At 59.7% G+C, this 17326-nt stretch carries 17 protein-coding genes; 12 read left to right on the forward strand and 5 right to left on the reverse strand.

Going from position 1 to position 17326, the window contains the following annotated elements:
- Nucleotides 1-62: 62 nt before the first annotated feature.
- From RUI03_RS01320 to nagA, 5 genes are all read left to right on the forward strand, one after another.
- Nucleotides 63-1187, forward strand: a complete 1125-nt coding sequence (locus RUI03_RS01320) for an acyltransferase family protein (RefSeq protein ID WP_317288480.1) — start codon at nt 63-65, stop codon at nt 1185-1187.
- A gap of 71 nt (nt 1188-1258) precedes the next feature.
- Nucleotides 1259-2485: a sugar MFS transporter gene (locus RUI03_RS01325; RefSeq protein WP_410795976.1), complete on the forward strand. Its 1227-nt coding sequence runs from the start codon at nt 1259-1261 to the stop codon at nt 2483-2485.
- Nucleotides 2482-3360 (forward strand): BadF/BadG/BcrA/BcrD ATPase family protein, encoded by an 879-nt coding sequence (locus RUI03_RS01330; RefSeq protein ID WP_317288482.1) that lies wholly within the window; start codon nt 2482-2484, stop codon nt 3358-3360. The genes RUI03_RS01325 and RUI03_RS01330 overlap by 4 nt, the downstream gene beginning before the upstream one ends.
- The gene (locus tag RUI03_RS01335; RefSeq protein WP_317288483.1) at nt 3360-4382 is read left to right on the forward strand and encodes an SIS domain-containing protein; all 1023 of its coding nucleotides are present in this window, start codon (nt 3360-3362) and stop codon (nt 4380-4382) included. The genes RUI03_RS01330 and RUI03_RS01335 overlap by 1 nt, the downstream gene beginning before the upstream one ends.
- Nucleotides 4379-5521 (forward strand): N-acetylglucosamine-6-phosphate deacetylase, encoded by a 1143-nt coding sequence (nagA, locus tag RUI03_RS01340; protein WP_317288484.1) that lies wholly within the window; start codon nt 4379-4381, stop codon nt 5519-5521. Before RUI03_RS01335 ends, nagA begins: the two co-directional genes overlap by 4 nt.
- Before the next feature lie 3 nt (nt 5522-5524).
- On the opposite strand, the gene RUI03_RS01345 is transcribed toward nagA, so the two are convergent.
- From RUI03_RS01345 to RUI03_RS01355, 3 genes are read right to left on the reverse strand one after another with little or no spacing between them, the layout of a single operon-like run.
- Nucleotides 5525-6361 (reverse strand): glutaminyl-peptide cyclotransferase, encoded by an 837-nt coding sequence (locus RUI03_RS01345; protein ID WP_317288485.1) that lies wholly within the window; start codon nt 6359-6361, stop codon nt 5525-5527.
- 17 nt (nt 6362-6378) lie between these two features.
- Nucleotides 6379-7458 (reverse strand): aromatic ring-hydroxylating dioxygenase subunit alpha, encoded by a 1080-nt coding sequence (locus tag RUI03_RS01350; protein ID WP_317288486.1) that lies wholly within the window; start codon nt 7456-7458, stop codon nt 6379-6381.
- A complete protein-coding gene (locus RUI03_RS01355; RefSeq protein ID WP_317288487.1) occupies nt 7455-8216 on the reverse strand; it encodes an alpha/beta hydrolase in 762 nt (253 codons plus the stop codon). Before RUI03_RS01355 ends, RUI03_RS01350 begins: the two co-directional genes overlap by 4 nt.
- A gap of 41 nt (nt 8217-8257) precedes the next feature.
- On the opposite strand from RUI03_RS01355, the gene RUI03_RS01360 reads away from it, so the two are divergent.
- From RUI03_RS01360 to RUI03_RS01390, 7 genes are all read left to right on the forward strand, one after another.
- On the forward strand, nt 8258-9457 hold the full coding sequence (locus tag RUI03_RS01360; protein ID WP_317288488.1) for a glycosyltransferase family 4 protein: 1200 nt from the start codon (nt 8258-8260) through the stop codon (nt 9455-9457).
- Nucleotides 9458-9462: 5 nt separating this feature from the next.
- Nucleotides 9463-10464, forward strand: a complete 1002-nt coding sequence (locus RUI03_RS01365) for a glycosyltransferase family 9 protein (RefSeq protein WP_317288489.1) — start codon at nt 9463-9465, stop codon at nt 10462-10464.
- Between the two features lie 156 nt (nt 10465-10620).
- Nucleotides 10621-11136, forward strand: coding sequence for a translation initiation factor IF-3 (infC, locus tag RUI03_RS01370; RefSeq protein WP_317288490.1), 516 nt, complete (start codon nt 10621-10623; stop codon nt 11134-11136).
- Between the two features lie 34 nt (nt 11137-11170).
- Nucleotides 11171-11938 carry a 2OG-Fe(II) oxygenase gene (locus RUI03_RS01375; RefSeq protein ID WP_317288491.1) on the forward strand — a complete coding sequence of 256 codons (768 nt, stop codon included), beginning with the start codon at nt 11171-11173 and terminating at the stop codon, nt 11936-11938.
- Between the two features lie 133 nt (nt 11939-12071).
- Nucleotides 12072-12722, forward strand: coding sequence for a VPLPA-CTERM sorting domain-containing protein (locus tag RUI03_RS01380; protein ID WP_317288492.1), 651 nt, complete (start codon nt 12072-12074; stop codon nt 12720-12722).
- A gap of 145 nt (nt 12723-12867) precedes the next feature.
- Nucleotides 12868-13431, forward strand: a complete 564-nt coding sequence (locus RUI03_RS01385) for a type 1 glutamine amidotransferase domain-containing protein (RefSeq protein WP_317288493.1) — start codon at nt 12868-12870, stop codon at nt 13429-13431.
- Between the two features lie 89 nt (nt 13432-13520).
- Nucleotides 13521-15365, forward strand: a complete 1845-nt coding sequence (locus tag RUI03_RS01390; RefSeq protein WP_317288494.1) for a mechanosensitive ion channel family protein — start codon at nt 13521-13523, stop codon at nt 15363-15365.
- Here RUI03_RS01390 and queG read toward each other — a convergent pair.
- On the reverse strand, nt 15334-16440 hold the full coding sequence (gene queG / locus RUI03_RS01395; RefSeq protein WP_317289661.1) for a tRNA epoxyqueuosine(34) reductase QueG: 1107 nt from the start codon (nt 16438-16440) through the stop codon (nt 15334-15336). The two genes, RUI03_RS01390 and queG, sit on opposite strands and share 32 nt — an antisense overlap.
- Complete coding sequence (gene cysQ, locus RUI03_RS01400; protein ID WP_317288495.1) at nt 16441-17232, reverse strand: 3'(2'),5'-bisphosphate nucleotidase CysQ; 792 nt, start codon at nt 17230-17232, stop codon at nt 16441-16443.
- Nucleotides 17233-17326: the final 94 nt, after the last annotated feature.

Consider the following 17326-nt stretch of genomic DNA (forward strand, 5'->3'; position numbering starts at 1 on the left):
TCGGCCTGTGCCACCCTCCTGTCGGGCTGCCGCAACGGGGCGGTGAACTGAAGGAGGGGCGAGTGGACACTGTTCGGACGGATCGGCTGATCTCTCTGGATATACTGCGCGGCATGGCCGTCGCCGGGATGATCCTCGTCAATTCCATGTCGCTGATGAGCTGGTCCGCCCAGGCAGACGTCTTTCCCCTGCTGCTCCACGCCCATTGGGAAGGCCTGATGCTGGCCGATCTCGTTTTTCCGGCCTTCCTGTTCATGGTTGGCGTGGCAATACCTTTGTCACTCGGTCTGGCGCAGGGCGGACAGGGTCTCTCCGGGAAGACGGGGGGACGCATCTTCTGGCGGATCTTCAGGCTCTTCGTCTTGGGCTTTCTGCTGTCGAACATCTATTGGATGATGAATTTCGACGGGTCGACCTGGCGCCTCTTCGGTGTCCTGCAGCGGATAGCTCTGGTCTATGGGGCGTGTGCGGCGCTTTATCTGTGGCTGGGCTCCCGATGGCGTCTGGGACTGATCGTGACCATTCTCGTCCTGTACTGGCCGCTCAGCCTTGTTCCGTCCCCTGATGGGGTGGACACAGACATCTGGGTGCGCGGTCAGAATTTCGTTGCCTATGTGGACCGGTTCTTCCTCGGTGCGGGTGAGCATCTCTACGTCAAGGGGCCGCAGGGCTATGATCCTGAAGGCGTTCTGGGCACGCTTCCAGCCATTGCCCATGGCCTGATCGGCGTCGCCGTCGGCGAGGTCCTGGGCCGACGCGGGCGGGGGGCATTGTCCGGCAAGCTGTTTCTGGCGGGCGCGGCGCTCCTATTGATTGGCGCGCTGTGGGGTATTGTATTCCCGGTGGTCAAGGATATCTGGTCCAGCCCATTTGTTCTCGTCACCTGCGGGATCAGCCTGTGCGTCCTTGCGCTTCTCCATCGTCTGGTTGATCGAGGGCCGAGCGCAGCAGGCAGCGTGCTTGGGGCTGTGTTCCTGCCGTTCGGAGCCAATGCGATTGCTGCCTATGTCCTGCACATCCTGACCGCATCTGTTCCGGGTTGGGACGTTTTTCAGCAGACCTACACAAGCATGGCACCGATAATAGGTGAGGGGTGGGCGGCGTTCCTGCCGGTCCTGCTCTATCTCGCCCTGATCTGGGCTGCGATGAATTACCTCTACGCCCGTCGCTGGGTCATCAAGATATAACAGGGAAGGTGGGGGCCGTGGCCAACCAAAATACACAAGGTGGACTGCCAATACGGGTGCAGATTGCGGCCATGGGCGGGCTGTTCTTCATCATCGGTTTCTGTACCTGGCTCAATGGTCCACTCATTTCCTACGTGAAGCTCGCTTTCACCCTGACCGATGTTGAGGCCTTCCTTGTGCTGATGGTCTTCTATCTTTCCTATCTGGTGTTTGCCCTGCCGGCGTCCGCGATCCTCCGCTACACCGGGATGAAGCGCGGCATGGCCGTGGCGCTTATCGTCATGGCAGCGGGGTCCATGGTGTTCGGCCAGTTTGCAACGATGCAAATGTTCGGCGGCGCGTTAAGCGGTCTGTTCATTCTGGGCGCGGGGCTGGCCATTCTTCAGACAGCCGTCAATCCCTATGTATCGATCCTGGGGCCCATTGAAGGCGCGGCCCAGCGCATCGCCATCATGGGGATCTGCAACAAGGTCGGCGGGATCATTGCGCCCATCGTTTTCGGCCTGTTCGTCATGCAGAATGTCGATACTTTTGCGGCCGAGGCCGCAGCCGCCCCGCCTGACGAACAGGCGCAGTTGTTGTCCCAGTTCGCGGCAAAGGTGCACTTGCCCTATCTCATAATCGCCGGGTTCATGGCGGCCACCGCGCTGGCGATCTGGCGGTCTCCCTTGCCGAACCTGTCGGGCAGTCCGGCGTCCAATGACGCTGGCGGTGGCGCAGCGGACAAGGGAATTTTTGCCTATCCTCATCTGTGGTTCGGCGTCCTGGCGCTGTTCCTGTATGTGGGTGTTGAAGTCATGGCGGGGGACGCAATCGGCACCTATGGCAACGCCTTTGGTCTGGCGCTGAGCCAGACGAAATATTTCACCTCCCTCACGCTGAGCGGCATGCTCGTCGGCTACGTCGCAGGCTTGATCCTTGTGCCGCGGTTCTTCTCCCAAGAACAATATTTGACCGGATCCGCGGTGCTTGGGATCATCCTGGCCACCGGGGCCTTTGTCACCAAGGGGTATGTGTCGGTCGGGTTCGTCGCGGCGCTTGGCTTTGCCAATGCGATGATGTGGCCGGCGATCTTCCCGCTGGCCATTCGCGGCCTTGGTCGTCTGACCGAAATCGGCTCAGCCTTTCTCGTCATGGGTATCGCGGGCGGCGCGGTACTTCCCTATCTGTTCGCCATTGGCAAGCAGTCCATGAACTTCCAGCTCGTCTTCCTGCTGATCGTTGTTCCGGCCTATGTCATTATCGGTCTGTTCGGCCTCTATTCCATGAAGCGGCGAGATGGGGGTGAGGTGTCATGACATCGCCCGCACAGTATTATCTCGGCATTGATGGCGGTGGCACCCGCTGTCGCGCCCGCCTGTGCTCCGCTGAGGGTCAGGTCCTGGGAGAAGGTGAAGCGGGCCCCGGAAATATCCGGCTCGGTCTTTCTTCCGTCTGGGGGAACATCACTGAGGCTGCGACGGCGGCGGCCATGACTGCGGGCCTGAATAAGGACATTTTTCCCTCGACCCGACTTGGGGCTGGCCTCGCGGGCGTGGTCAGTGACGCTGATATTGACCGGGTCATCACGGCTGCGCCAGCATTCAAGTCTGTACACGTTTCAAGTGATGCCTATATCGCCTGTCTCGGTGCTTTCAATGGCGGCGATGGCGGCATTCTCATTATCGGGACGGGAAGCGCCGGGCTCGCGCTGAAGGGGGGCGAGGTACACCATATCGGAGGCTGGGGTTTCGAAGCCGGCGACGGCGGTTCTGCGGCGGCGCTTGGTCATGAAGCCGTGAAAGAAGCGCTGGCGGCCAAGGACGGATTTCGGGATAGCAGCCCGCTTGTGGGGAACATTCTTCAGGCATTGGGCGGTGAGCCTGAGCGCATCATCGACTGGATCAACAAGGCCACACCGTCCGATTACGGCGCATTGGCGCCGATGGTCGTGGAGGCGTGCGATGGTGGCGATGCGCTGGGGCAGGAACTGGTCGCCCAGACGGTAGCCGAAATCGATATTCATCTGCGCAAGCTTCTGTCATTCGGTATTGCGAAAATCACGCTTTGCGGCGGCATGGCCGGGGTCATGGCGCCGCGGTTGAGTGAGGCGTTGCAAGCCGTTCTGGTGCCGCCCCTCGACCAGCCCGTGGGCGGGGCCGTGTTGCTCGCTCGCCGGGCAAGTGAGGTCTGATGATGGCGCCCGAAAGTACTCGCATGTTCGCTGAAGCGGCGGAGGCGCCGGCGGTGGTGCAGCGCCTTTTGGATCAATTCCCTGATCGGCAGGATTTGCTCCGTGTATTAAACAAGCAGCCCATCAATTCTGTCGTGACCTGCGGACGGGGGTCATCGGATCATGCCGCGACCTACGGCAAATATCTGTTCGAGATCCTGCTTGGCTTGCCAACCAGTTCCGCTGCCTTGTCCGTGACGTCACTCTATGATTGTCCCCCGCACGCCCAGGGCAGCGCGTGTATTTCAATCTCCCAGTCTGGGCGCAGCCCTGACCTCATAGCCGCTGCGCGCGCCAGGCGCGATGCCGGTGCGATATCAATTGTCCTGATGAACGATCCTGACGGCCCGCTTGGGCAGTATTCGGATTTGTTGCTACCGTTGAGGGCGGGGAGAGAGGTCTCGGTCGCGGCGACGAAATCCTACATCGCGTCGCTGGTGGCGTTGGCGCAACTGGTCGCGCTCTGGTCTGAGGACGAGGCGCTATTGTCCGGATTGAGCGAATTGCCGCAATTGCTGGAAAGAGCCTGGTCTCTGGAGTGGCAATATGCGGAAGACACTCTCGTCGACGCCCGGAATCTCTTCGTCATTGGGCGGGGCTATGGGCTCGGCATCGCGCAGGAGGCGGCGCTCAAGCTCAAAGAGACCTGCGGCCTGCATGCTGAAGCCTTTTCTTCCGCCGAAGTGCGGCATGGCCCCATGGCAATTGTCGGTGAAGGTTTTCCGGTGCTTGGCTTTGCCGGGTCGGACCGGGCCGGGGACGATGTGCGCGCCGTGATGGCGGAGTTTGCCCAGCGGGGTGCTAGAACCCTGCTGATCGATACGAGCACAGATGATCATCTCCCGATGATCGCGGCGCACCCGGCGCTGGAGCCCATTCTGATGATCCACCGCTTTTACCGCTTCGCCAACAGCCTGTCCGTCCGCCGCGGATTTGATCCCGATACGCCGCCGCATCTCAACAAGGTCACCAAGACCCAATGACCTCCCTTGTGCTCAACAATGTGGCCTTGATGCCAGGGCGGCAGGGTGCGCCTCTTTGCGACGTTGCGATCTCTGACGGCCTTATCAAATCCATCGGTTCTGATGGTATTTCTGCCGACGGCGTCATCGATTTCGGTGGTGATTATCTGTGTCCGGGCTTTTTTGATGTGCAGGTCAATGGTGGGGGCAGCGTCCTCTTCAACGATACGCCTGATGTCGACACGATCAGAACGATTGGAGCGGCTCACCGGTCGTTCGGCACCACGTCATTCCTGCCGACCCTGATCAGTGATGATCTCGATGTCATCGACCGGGCCATGCGCGCGGTGGAGGACGCGATCACCGCTGGTGTACCGGGCGTGGTAGGCATCCATATCGAAGGGCCGTTCCTGAACGTCCGCCGCAAGGGCATTCACGACGCCAGCAAGTTCGCCCAACTGACGGATGAAGCGATCCGCCTTCTGAGCAGTCTGGAAGTGGGGCGCACTCTCGTGACCCTCGCGCCCGAGTGCTGCCGACTTGAGGATATCGAGGCCCTGCAACAGCGCGGCGTGGTGATCTCGGCGGGGCACACGGATGCAACCTATGAGCAGATGACCAAAGCCCTGGATGCAGGCGTGACGGGCTTCACTCACCTCTACAATGCGATGTCACCGCTCCATCATCGTGAGCCTGGCGTGGTCGGCGCGGCACTCGACAGCCAGACAGCCTATTGCGGCCTGATCGCTGATGGGCATCACGTCAGTGCAGCTGCATTGCGCATTGCATTGCGTGCCCGTCCGCTGGATCGTTTCGTGCTGGTCACAGATGCTATGCCGGGCGTTGGCACCAGTCTGAAACGGTTTGCGTTGTCGGGTCAGACGATAATGATCAAGGATGGTCTGTGTGTTGACGAGAGCGGCACGCTCGCCGGGTCCAACCTTGATATGGCGAGCGCCGTGCGCCAGCTGGTTGAGATGACCGATGTTGAACCCGCGGCCGCGATCGCCATGGCGACAGCCAATCCGGCCCAATTCATGGGTCTGGCGCAGAGCGGTACAATAAGAAAAGGCAGCAGGGCCGACCTTGTCCGGCTCGACCGTCAGCTGGCGTTGAAACAGGTCTGGCAGGGCGGACAGCCCGTCCTGCCGGAAGCCTGATCGTTATTTGCCTGTCGGCACCACGGCAATTTCAAACACTTTCGGCCACCATTTTCCCGTGACATAGATTTTGTCCGCAGCCGCATCATAGGCGATGCCGTTCAGCACTTCGTCATTTACATCCGCTCTGTCTGGATGCAGCCCGGCGAGGTTGATGAAGCCGGTCACGTGTCCATCGGACGGATCGAGCCGGACGATCACGTCGGTCTGCCAGATATTCGCCCAGACCTCGCCCTTGATGAACTCCAGCTCGTTCAGCCGCGTAATGGGCCGACCATTGGCCTTGACCTGCACCCGGCCGGTTTCTTCAAAGGTTGCCGGGTCAAAGAAGCGCAACGTGTCCGTGCCGTCGCTCATGATCAGGCGGCTGCCATCATAGGTCAGGCCCCAGCCTTCGCCGGCATATTGGAAAGTGCCGACCTGTTCGAGGGTGTCCAGATCAAAAACATAGGCCGTGCCTGCGCGCCAGGTCAGGGTGATGATGCGGTCATCGACGACGGTCGCCCCCTCACCGAAGATCGTGGCAGGCAGGGCGACTCGCTTCTCCGCGCCATCGCCAATGATGTCGTGACGGATCAGGGTCGACTTACCAACCTTGCCCGTGCTTTCGTAAAGGGTGCCATCCGCGATGAAGAGACCCTGCGTAAAATCTTCCGTACCGTGCGGAAACGTTTCTACGACCTCATAGGTATACGTCTTTGGCGCCGCAGGTGCATCAGTTGCTTCTGGGACGGCGGCTGTGGCTGCCGCGGCGGCGGGGGGCGTGCTCGCCTCCACGTTTGTATCGGCATTGCCGCAGGCAACGAGCAAAAGAAGGGGCAGGACAGCGATGCGTTTCATACCTTCATCCTTGACGCTCAAGTGCGCCAGTAAAGTTGGGTGGCCTCGATCGGGTTTTCAAACTTGTCGGCACCGCCTGCAAGATAGGCGCGTTTCAGCGCCAAATACCACTGGGCCAGCCGGTCGGGATCACCGGCATACAGCATGACCGGCTTGGCCAGCGCGATATTTTCGTTCTGGGCGCTGAGGATGGCACCATCCTGTCCGAGGAAGGTCTTGGCCAGGGGATAGGTAAAAGGCTTCAAAACGGACAGAAGCGGCATGTTCCAGAAAAACATCTGGGTGATCAGGGCGCGGTTGTCCTCGGTCGGTGTGATACAGGTCAAGCCGAGGATCGTATATTTCTCGTTGCGGATCGTCTCGAGGCGCGTGGCGGGCAGGCGAAACTCGATCTCGGTCGTCGCGGCCCCGCCGATCAGCTTATAGGCGCGTCCATTGGACGATGGCCGGTGCGGCTTCATCCGGAAGCCGAAGGCCGTTGGCTCGTAATCCTTGACCTTCTCGCTCGCATCCCCGGGCCGGCGCCAGAACCATTGCTGATGGACGAAAGGCGTGTGGGCCGGGTCGACGAGCCCGATCACCGCTTCGTCATAGGGACCTTCCGCCTTGGCGTGGATAATCATCTTGGGCGCAGGGCCGGGAATATCATCCGGAATGTGCGGCGGGTCGAGGTCGGGCACGCCGTCGAAGCGGCGCAGATCATCAGGGATGTAGATCCAGATAAGGCCCTTCTGCTCATGGGTCGGATAGATCGGGGCCCGGACTTTTTCGCGAGCAAAAACTTCCCGCTCACTCAGTGCGGGGATCTTGCGACAGGTGCCGTCCTCCACATCGAACTTCCAGCCGTGATAGGGGCATTCGACGCAAGCCCGCCCCTGTTCATCGGACTGTTGCCCGGCAGAGAACGGCGCGGCCCTGTGCGGGCACACATCGCGCATCGCAAACACCCTGCCGGATTTTGTCCGTCCAAGGACGACGGGCTGGCCAAGATAGAAGCGACGCTCCATCTTTCCTGCTTTGATTTCGGCGGAGGGCGCGGCAAAATACCAGATGTTGCGCAAGGGCAGCGTGGCAGGGTTGGGCTGCGGCGCGCTCATGCTGTCAGCTCGTCAACAAAGGCAAACAGACGCTTCAGCTCTTCGGGCCCAGACATCCGGTGGTCGCCCGCCTTGACAAGGCTCACCACCACATCAGTGCTCGACAGATGATCCGCATACCGCATGACGTGACGCCAGGGCACGACGTCGTCCGCCATGCCGGAGAGGATCCGCACAGGCACATCGACGTCCAGCGGCTGATCAAAGATCAGATGGTGATCACCATCGCTGAACAGGGCGGCTGTATAGACCATCTCGCTGTCATCATATTCCGACGGCACAACCAGCTTTCCGTCCTGTTTGATGCGCGATAGATCCTCGGCGGACATGCGCAGCGGCATGAGGGCATCTGTGAAATCGGGGGCAGGCGCGACGAGCACCAGTCCGGCTATCCGTTCTGGCCGCCAGCGGGCAAGAAGTCCGGCGATCCATCCCCCCATGGAGGAACCGACCAGCACCTGCGGCCCTTCCGTGTGATGATCCAGAATGTGCAGCGCGTCGCGGGCCCAGATGCCGATGGTCCCGTCTTCGAAGGCCCCATCGCTTTCACCGTGCCCGGAATAGTCAAACAGCGTACAGGCAAAGCCGCGACCGGCCGCGTGATCGTAGAGGGCCGTCGCTTTCGTGCCCAACATGTCAGACGCATAGCCGCCAAGCCATATCAGGCCCGGGCCCGCCCCTTTGTGCTGGCGAACGGCAAGGCGGTCGGTCTTCGGACCGTCGACCATGGTGACGGGCGGTGTGCTCTTGTGATCCATAGGGCAATGTGTCTACCGCGTGGGGCGAAGAGCACAAGGATGTGAGTGCAAAGATGGATCTTTCGGGCATTACCATATTGCAGGTCATTCCGGCGCTGGAGACCGGAGGAGCAGAGCGCACAACGCTCGAAGTGGGTAGGGCGGTGGTGGCTGCGGGCGGGCGATCTCTTGTCGTGTCCGAAGGTGGGCCGATGGTGGCGCAGCTGGAAGACGAAGGCAGCCGACACATCACAATGCCTGCCGCATCAAAGAACCCGCTGACCATGTGGGGCAATCGCGGCCGCCTGATCGATCTGGTGAAACGGGAGAAGGTGTCCGTCATCCACGCCCGGTCACGCGCGCCGGCCTGGAGTGCGCTGGGCGCAGCCCGCGCCACGGGAACGCCGTTCGTCACGACCTATCATGGTATTTATCGCGCCAAGACCGCCCTGAAGCGCCTCTACAATTCCGCGATGGCCCGGGGCGAGGTGGTGATCGCCAACTCTGAATATACTGCTGAGGCTGTTCGGCAGAGCTTTGCCGATGCGCCGTTTTTCGACCCCGGCCGCATGGTGGTGATTCCCCGGGGGGCCGATCTGTCACGGTTTGATCCTGAGCAACTGGATGATGCCCGTCAGCAGGCGGCGCTCACGGCGTTTGGCGGTGAAGGTGCCATCCGCATCCTTCTGCCGGGTCGTCTGACCGAATGGAAAGGCCAGCGCGAAATGATCGCAGCGGCAAGGCTTTTGCAGGAAGAAGGAACCATCGGCCCGGTTCGGGTCGTTCTGGTTGGCAGCGCCCAGGGGCGGGACGACTATGAAGCGTCTCTGCGGCGAGAGATCGAGGAGGCAGGCTTGCGCGACAGCGTCCATATTCATGGCCATTGGGAAGACATGCCAGCTGCCTATGACTGGGCTCACATCGTCGTATCCGCCTCAACCCGGCCTGAAGCCTTCGGCCGTGTTTCTGTAGAGGCGCAGGCCATGGGGCGGCCCGTCATCGCCACGGCCCATGGGGGATCGTTGGAAACCATCGATCCTGAAAAGACCGGATGCCTTGTCCCGCCGGGAGATGCCAAGGCGATTGCGACCTCGGTGTCCCGCTGGGCGACGCTGACCCCGACGGGGCGTCGCAAGGTTGCTGCTGCGGCGCGGGCGCGCGCTGTTGAACGATTCTCGATTGAGGCCATGACGGACGCTACTCTTTCTGTTTATAACTCCTTAACATCGCAAGAAGGGCGGCCCACCGCCCAGTCAGGATAGTGAGTATGCCCGGCGCGCGTATTTTGGTGCTGAAGCAAGAGGGTTTGCGGCAGTTTGTCGAAGCTGAACCGGCCTTTGCCGCGATCCGCGCGGCCAACCCGGGTGTGCCGATCGATCTGCTGACCACTGCCGCGTTTGGGCGGCTGGCCAAGGGTTCACCGCATTTTGACCGTGTGCTTGCGGCCGGTTCTTTCAATGACAAAGCGGCCCAGAAGGAATTTGTCAGCCAGCTGAAACGTATTGGTTACGAGCAGGTCTATGACCTCGACGGCACCAAGGCGACGTTGGAACTGCGCTCGGCCATGACCGGTTTCCGTGGCCCCCGCTGGATCGGGCCAAAACGCGTGATGACGAAGGAAGGTCGCCAGACGGCGTCGTTCTCTGGTCCTGCCATGCGCAAATTGCTGTCCGATGCGCGCCTGCCGGTGGAGCATCGCCTGCCGGATCTCCGCTGGGCTTTCACCGCCCGCAAGGACGCCGCCAACATGCAGCCCTCCTGGTTCGGGATCACCGGGCAGTTCGCCCTTCTGTTGCCGGCAACCGACCCGTCCCGCCGCTGGCCAGCCAAGGCCTATGCCGTGCTGGCCCAGGCCCTTGCTGCGGAAGGCATCAAGTCCGTAGTCATCGGACCTGATGAGATCAGCGCGTTCGCGCACGACATCGCGAAGCAGGATCTGGGTGACGGGCGTTCGCTGGGGGCGGGACAGGTCATTGACCTGGCCGGGAAAGCGGACCTGTCGCAGCTTGCCATGCTGGCGCGTCATGCGCAGTTCTTCGTGGCCGGTGCCACTGACGAGCTGCATCTGTGCGCATCGGTCGGATGTCCCGGTCTTCTCCTGCTGCACCCTGCGGATGTGTCTGAGGCTGAAAGCCTTTTTGGCCGCGAGGTCATCAAGCTGACAGCACAGGATGTCAGCCGGATCGATGCTGAAATGGCCATTTCCATGTTGCGGAATATGGGGCTGTTGAAGGGCGCACCGAAGAAAGGTCTGCGAGCATTTGCATGACGCAACGCTCATTCACGTCCATTTCAATTGAATGGTGACACTCCAGGCGCTATATTAACGCGATGTGGTCGCTTTCCCTTGCCTTTTGCGCAAGGCGCGGCCACCCCGACACAGAAGTTGATATAGGAGACGACCATCTCGCGCAGACCACAGAACATGACCCCGCCGAAACAGACGGGTCCTCGGATGAACGATCAGATCAGGGCATCGAAGGTCCTGCTGATTGACGAACAGGGCGAGAAAAAAGGCCCTATCGCCATTGATGAAGCGATCGGCATCGCGGCCGGTGCCAGCCTTGACCTTGTCGAGGTCGCGGGCGGCGACATCCCTGTCTGCAAGGTGATGGACTACGGCAAGTTCAAATATCAGCAGCAGAAGAAAAAGGCTGAAGCCAAGAAGAAGCAGAAAGTCGTCGAGGTCAAAGAGATCAAGATGCGCCCGAACATCGACATCCATGATTATGAGGTGAAGACCAGGGCGATGCGTCGGTTCTTTGAAGAAGGCGACAAGGTCAAGGTGACCCTGCGGTTCAGGGGGCGTGAAATGGCCCACCAAGAGCGCGGTATGGAGCTTCTCAACAAGGTGCGCGAAGAGTTTGAAGGCACGACCAAGGTCGAGGCCCTTCCCAAACTCGAGGGTCGCCAGATGATGATGGTTCTCGCACCCCGCTGAGAACTCAATGACATTAGACAACAGGTGTTCTTGAATGAACGTCGTGAATGGGGCTGGTCCAGACCAGCCCTTTTTTGATGGAGAAACGGGCCTCAGCGCCAATCTGGCGGCCAGCCTGACAGCGAGCCTGGCGTCGGACGGCTGGGCCCGCGCGACGGGCGCTCTTTCTCCCGCGCTGGTCACCGCCCTGCGTGATGAAGCGATCCGCCTCGATGCTGCATCGGTGACCAAGGATGCGGGTGTAGGGCGAGGGGCCGATTATCAGCAGGACCGCAACATCCGGCGGACGCGCATCACCTGGCTTGATGGATCATCACCGGTTCAGATCGCTTTTCTGCGCTATTGCGAGACGCTGCGGCAGGCCATGAATCGCGAGCTGTTTGCGGGCTTGCAAAGCTTTGAGGCGCATTATGCGATTTATCCGCCCGGTGGCCACTATACGCGGCATCTGGATGCGTTCGCCCATCCTTCGCGCCCCGCTGGTGAGAGACCTATTCGCGGCCATACGCCCAAAAACCGGGTCATGTCCCTCGTGTGCTATCTCAACGAGGCATGGGACGAGGCAGATGGCGGCACGTTGGCCCTGTGGGACCATGTGCCAGTCGACCCGACAAGCGGCCAGACCATGCTGGCCGCTCTCGACAGGATTCCTCCGACGGCGGTCATCCAGCCGCGCGGCGGCGATATCCTGCTGATGCGGTCTGAGGCGATCCCCCATGAGGTCCGCGAAACCATTCGCACACGCTATGGTATAGCGGGATGGTGGCGAATCGCTCCGTCTGCGGCAGACCTCGTTTTTTAACGCGTAGACACAGTTGCGTAAACTGATGGGAAAACCGGTCACGCTAAATAATAAATAGTTGGATTCTGCAGTGCTTTCTTGCGCGCACTGTCCCTGCCGACTACCGTAGAGACGGTATCAAGGGGAATTTGCCATGAAAAAGTCACTCATTACTGCTGCAAGCCTGTTCGGTTTTGCTTCGTTTTCTGCCGCACATGCTGCGCCCGTCTATCTGAATATTGACAATATCAGTGTTGAGGTGAGCGATGGCACGTCGCCGGGGACGTTCAACAATACGTTCAACGGCGGGCAGACCATCGACAAGGTCATTGATGCGCCCTCGGCCGATGCTGAGGAGTTTCACAATCAGACCACCCACATCTGGTACACGGCAGATGAAGCCGGTGGCGCGCTGGAACTGATTTTCGATTTCGGTCAGGAATACGATATCAGTACACTGCATTTCTGGAATTATAACGGCGAGAGCTATGACGTCGACAATATCGACTTCACTTTCTTCAACAAGGACAATGTTGAAGTCGGCAGCCTTTCGATCGAGCCCGATCTCGGCTCTCCTGGTGGTATCACAGCGCAGGATATCGTTCTTGCGGCACCGCTGAACGTCCAGTTTGTCGTGGCGCTGTTGTCCGGCACCAACCGCCAGGTGGATTTCCAGAACATTGGCTTCACGGCGGACGTTTCCATCCCGGTCGATCCGGTGCCGGTGCCTGCCGCAGCTCTTCTGATGGCCAGTGGTCTGGCGGGGATCGGCGCTGTCCGTCGTCGGCGCAGAGCGGATCGCTAAAATCAATATGCTTTTGGATGCCGCTCCTTGACCGGGGGCGGCATTTTCATGACAAAAACGACACTCTTCCGCAGCCTTTGATATGGAACGTATGCGGGCCTTCCTCCGTTAGTTGTGTAGCCGTCCACAACGGAAGGAAAAAATTATGACGAAGATTCAGAATTCAAAAATTGCTATTCTTGCTACGAATGGTTTCGAACAATCAGAGTTGATGGAGCCCCTGCGCCAGCTTCGCGACGCCGGATCAGAAGTCCACGTCGTCTCGCTGGAACCCGGCGAAATCAAAGGCTGGGACAAGGATAATTGGGGCGAGAGCGTTAAGGTCGACAAGACGATCGATCAGGTGACAGTCGATGACTATCACGCGCTGGTCCTGCCCGGTGGTCAGATCAACCCAGACCTGCTCCGCGCTAATGAGCAGGCGGTAAAATTCGTGTACGACTTCTTCAACACGAAAAAGCCACTTGCCGCGATTTGCCACGCGCCATGGCTGCTCATCGAAGCGGGTGTTGTAAAAGGTCGTGACGTCACGTCGTACAAATCGATCAAGACGGACTTGGTCAATGCCGGTGCGAACTGGAAGGACGAGGCCGTCGTCGTTCATGAAGCGCTGATTACCAGCCGGAACCCCGGTGACCTTGATGCCTTCTGTGCCAAGATCATTGAAGAGGTTCGGGAAGGCCGTCACGAAGATCGCGTCGCCGCCTAATCGCGCCTGCAATGTAATGATAAGAGGGCCGGGCCGCATGCCCGGCCCTTTTTTATTGCCGCGACGTGTTGCCGCTCTAGTTGAAAACCATGACCTTCATTGCCCCATGTCTTCGCCATGTCGTCACCGCTTTCCTGGTCATGGCGTTGACCGTCGTATCTGCGGACGCCCAACTGCTTGGTGGGCAGAAGAATAATGACGAGGCGCAGCGCCCCAGCGGCTTCTCCGATCTGATGGAAGCGGTGGGTTCCGGCAGCCGTCTTCTGATCCGCCAGATCCAGCCCGGTGAAGAGCGGGATCGCGTAGAGAACCCACGCTACAATAGTCAGGAAAGTCCACGCGACAGTTTGAAGACGTTTACCGAAGCCATGCTGCTGGTCAGCCGCGGTTACGACGAAATCGGGTACGAACGCGCGCTGGCGAGCCTCCCGGCCTATGCCACTCGAGCGCAGGCAGACGATCTTTACGCCGTTCTCACGCGGATCGGGCCGATCTCCGCAGCTGAGCTGCCTGGCGCGAAGCGCGTCGAACAGTCCGGTGATACACGATTTGAAGTGTTTCCCCTGGCGGTTGATCACGACTGGATCTGGTCCGCCGCCAGCTCGCCGCCAGAAGGTGAGATTGCCCTGAGGCAGGTTGCGCCGAAGAAATGGCTCTTCACACAAACAACACTGGACAGTCTGCCGGGCCTGAAAAAGTCCTTGGCGGCCATCCCACCGCATTATGATCAGGCTCAGGATGGTCAGTATTTCATGACGGTGTTCTCGCCCCTGTACGAGCAGACCAGCCTGCTCGATTGGGGATTCTTCGCGCTCGCTCTTGTGGGCGGCCTTGTCGCGGGCCGGCTATTTCATGCCGGTATGAAATATCTTGCTGGCAGAGCAAATGAAGATTTGACGCCACTGCTCGGCTCGACCCTGAAAGGCGTTGGTCGGGCTGGTGGCCTTCTCATCTTTATCTTCGCCTTCACGATCGCGCTCGGCTTTCTGACCCTTGGTCCCGTTCTCAAATCACTATCCTATCAAATACCCCGCTTCCTTCTGGTCATCGCCGTTGCGCTTTTCATTCTATCCCTGATCGATGCCGCTTCCGCCTTGTTCCGTAGTCGGATCGGTACCGGTAAAGACACTCATTATGACCGCATGGTGGTGACCATCATTCAGCGGATTATTCGTGTAGTCATTTTGACCATCATCCTTCTCTTCGTGCTGCAGAATGTGCTGGGCATGGATGTAGGGGCGCTGCTGGTCGGTCTCGGCGTCTTCGGTCTGGCCCTGTCGCTTGCTGCACAGGACTCAGTGAAGAACCTGTTTGGCGCCATCACCATTTTCGCCAACAGGCCATTCGTTGTCGGCGACTGGATCGTCTTCAAGGGCGAATTGGGCAGTCATATCGCGGTGGTCGAGGACATTCAGCTTCAGTCCGTGAAGGTCAAGGATCTGTCCGGCGACCTTATCACCATTCCAAATATGCAGTTCATCGACAAAGAAGTGCAGAACCTGTCCGCCCGCGATTATATCCGTACAGAACTCAACATCGCGCTTCCCTATCGGAATGCACCCGACGAGGTCGACCGGGCGATCCAGGCGCTGCATGATGTCTTCGAAGACGAAGAGGTGCTCGATAGCGCCAAGGGCCATGACCGAGACGGCGCCCATATCAGCTTCCCCAAATTTGAGGACAGCGTACTGATCATTCGGGCCTATTATTACTATTTCATGGGCGAGGGAGAGGACGTCCAGCGCGATACGGATCGTGGCTGGTTTACCTATCTGGACCACTGCACGCTGGTGAACCGCAAGATCATGCAGGTCTTCGGCGAGCGTGATATCGAATTTGCGTTCCCCACCCAGACGATCAACGTCGTGCCGCAGGCGGGAGAGCCAGTGGAAGTGTCGCAGGTCAAGGGGCGGCGGCAGTCAGCTCCTGCCTGACATCGGGGTGGTTTTCGCGCTCATGAAGGTGGCCAAGGGCGTCCTCTGCGCCGCCGAGACACCGCCATGCCCAAACCGCCATGGCGCGCACCTCAGGCGCCTCGTCCGTGAGGCGGTTCTTCACCAGCGGTAGAAAGGCTGTGTCCGCACTATTGCCGATGGCAATCAGAACATTGCGCACAAACCTGTCGCGTCCGATCCGTTTGACCGGACTTTTCGTAAAAAGCGAACGGAACGCAGCGTCATCCAATTGTACAAGGGTCGCCAGAGAGGGCGAGCGCAGCGTGTCGCGGGCAATCAGCTTTGCCTCGCGCCCCTCTTCGGCAAATTTGTTCCAGGGGCAGATGGCGAGACAGTCGTCGCACCCATAAATACGGTTACCCATGAGCGGGCGCAGGGCGGCGTCGATCGTGCCTTTGTGCTCGATTGTCAGATAGCTGATACACCGCCGAGCATCGAGGCGGTATGGCGCGGGGAAGGCGGCGGTCGGACAGATGTCAAGACACGCCCGGCATGACCCGCAATGATCTGTCTCCGGCGTATCAGCGTCGAGGTCGAGCGTGGTGTAGATCGATCCCAGAAAAAGCCAGGAGCCAAATTCGCGACTGACAAGATTGGTGTGCTTGCCCTGCCAGCCTAGACCGGCCTGTGCCGCGAGTGGTTTTTCCATCACCGGCGCCGTGTCGACGAACACCTTTATCTCGCCGCCATATTGATCGATCAGCCAGCGTCCCAGCTGCTTCAGCCGCTTCTTGATGACGTCATGATAGTCTTCATTCTGGGCGTAGACGGAGATGACGCCGCGGTCCTCGTGCTCCAGTGCGGTGAGGGGATCTGTCTCAGGGCCATAGTTTAGGCCGAGCATGATAACGCTCTTCGCCTCAGGCCAGAGGGCGCGGGGGTGGCTGCGCTGTTCGACGCGGTTTTCCATCCACGCCATTGTGCCATGATGGCCGTCCTGAATGGCGTTGCGTAACCGGGCGCCGACCTCATCGGGCAGGCCGGCATCCGTAAAGTGACAGACGCTGAAGCCAAGCGTCAGCGCCTGTTGGCGGATTTCTTCCGCAGGCGTCAGTTACGCCCCCCAGGCGATAAAGTGCGGATTGTCATAGCCGCGCTCTTTCTTACCATAAAGAAGCGGGCCGCCCTCGGTCTCGCCATCTAGCTCATGCACACGGCCACCCGCGGCCTCGAGCACGGCCTGACCGGCGCCCGTATCCCATTCCATCGTCCGCCCAAGACGGGGATACACGTCCGCCTGACCCTCAGCCACGAGGCAGAATTTCAGGGACGACCCTGCGGGCTTGAATTCTTCAGCCCCCAATTTGGTCAGCAGGCTTTCTGTTTCGGCGCTGCGATGGCTGCGGCTGGCCACTGCGATCAGCCCGTTTTCAGGCTTGATGCGGACGGTAATCGTCTGGGGAACGCCCGTCCGGACCATGGTCGCGGGGTCAATCTCCTGAACGAACGCGCCTGTATCAATCGCGCCGAACCACATTTTGCCAAGCGCCGGGGCGAGAACGACGCCGGCCACCGGGCGGCCATTCTCGACCAGGGCGATGTTGACGGTAAACTCAGCCGTTCGGTTCACAAATTCCTTGGTGCCGTCGAGCGGGTCGACGAGAAAGAATTTGCTGCCCAGCTCGGGCATTTCACCGCGGCTGGCGGCTTCCTCGGCAAGAATCGGAATGTCCGGATGAACGGCCTTCAGGCCAGCGACGATAATAGCTTCGCCCGCTTCATCGGCATCGGTAACAGAGGATCCATCAGATTTCTCCCGTGCCTCAAAGCCGCCTTGATAGACGTCCATGATCGCTTTGCCCGCACGCAGGGTTATATCAATGAGGCCATCAAGAAAAATATTCATCGCACAACTTTCCCTTTTGCAGGATGTGGTAAACACTTTTTCGCTAGGAAGGGAAACGCCCAAACGGCACCAAGGTTAATGTGCAATCGCAGCA

Source organism: Parvularcula sp. LCG005, assembly GCF_032930845.1.
Lineage (GTDB): Bacteria > Pseudomonadota > Alphaproteobacteria > Caulobacterales > Parvularculaceae > Parvularcula.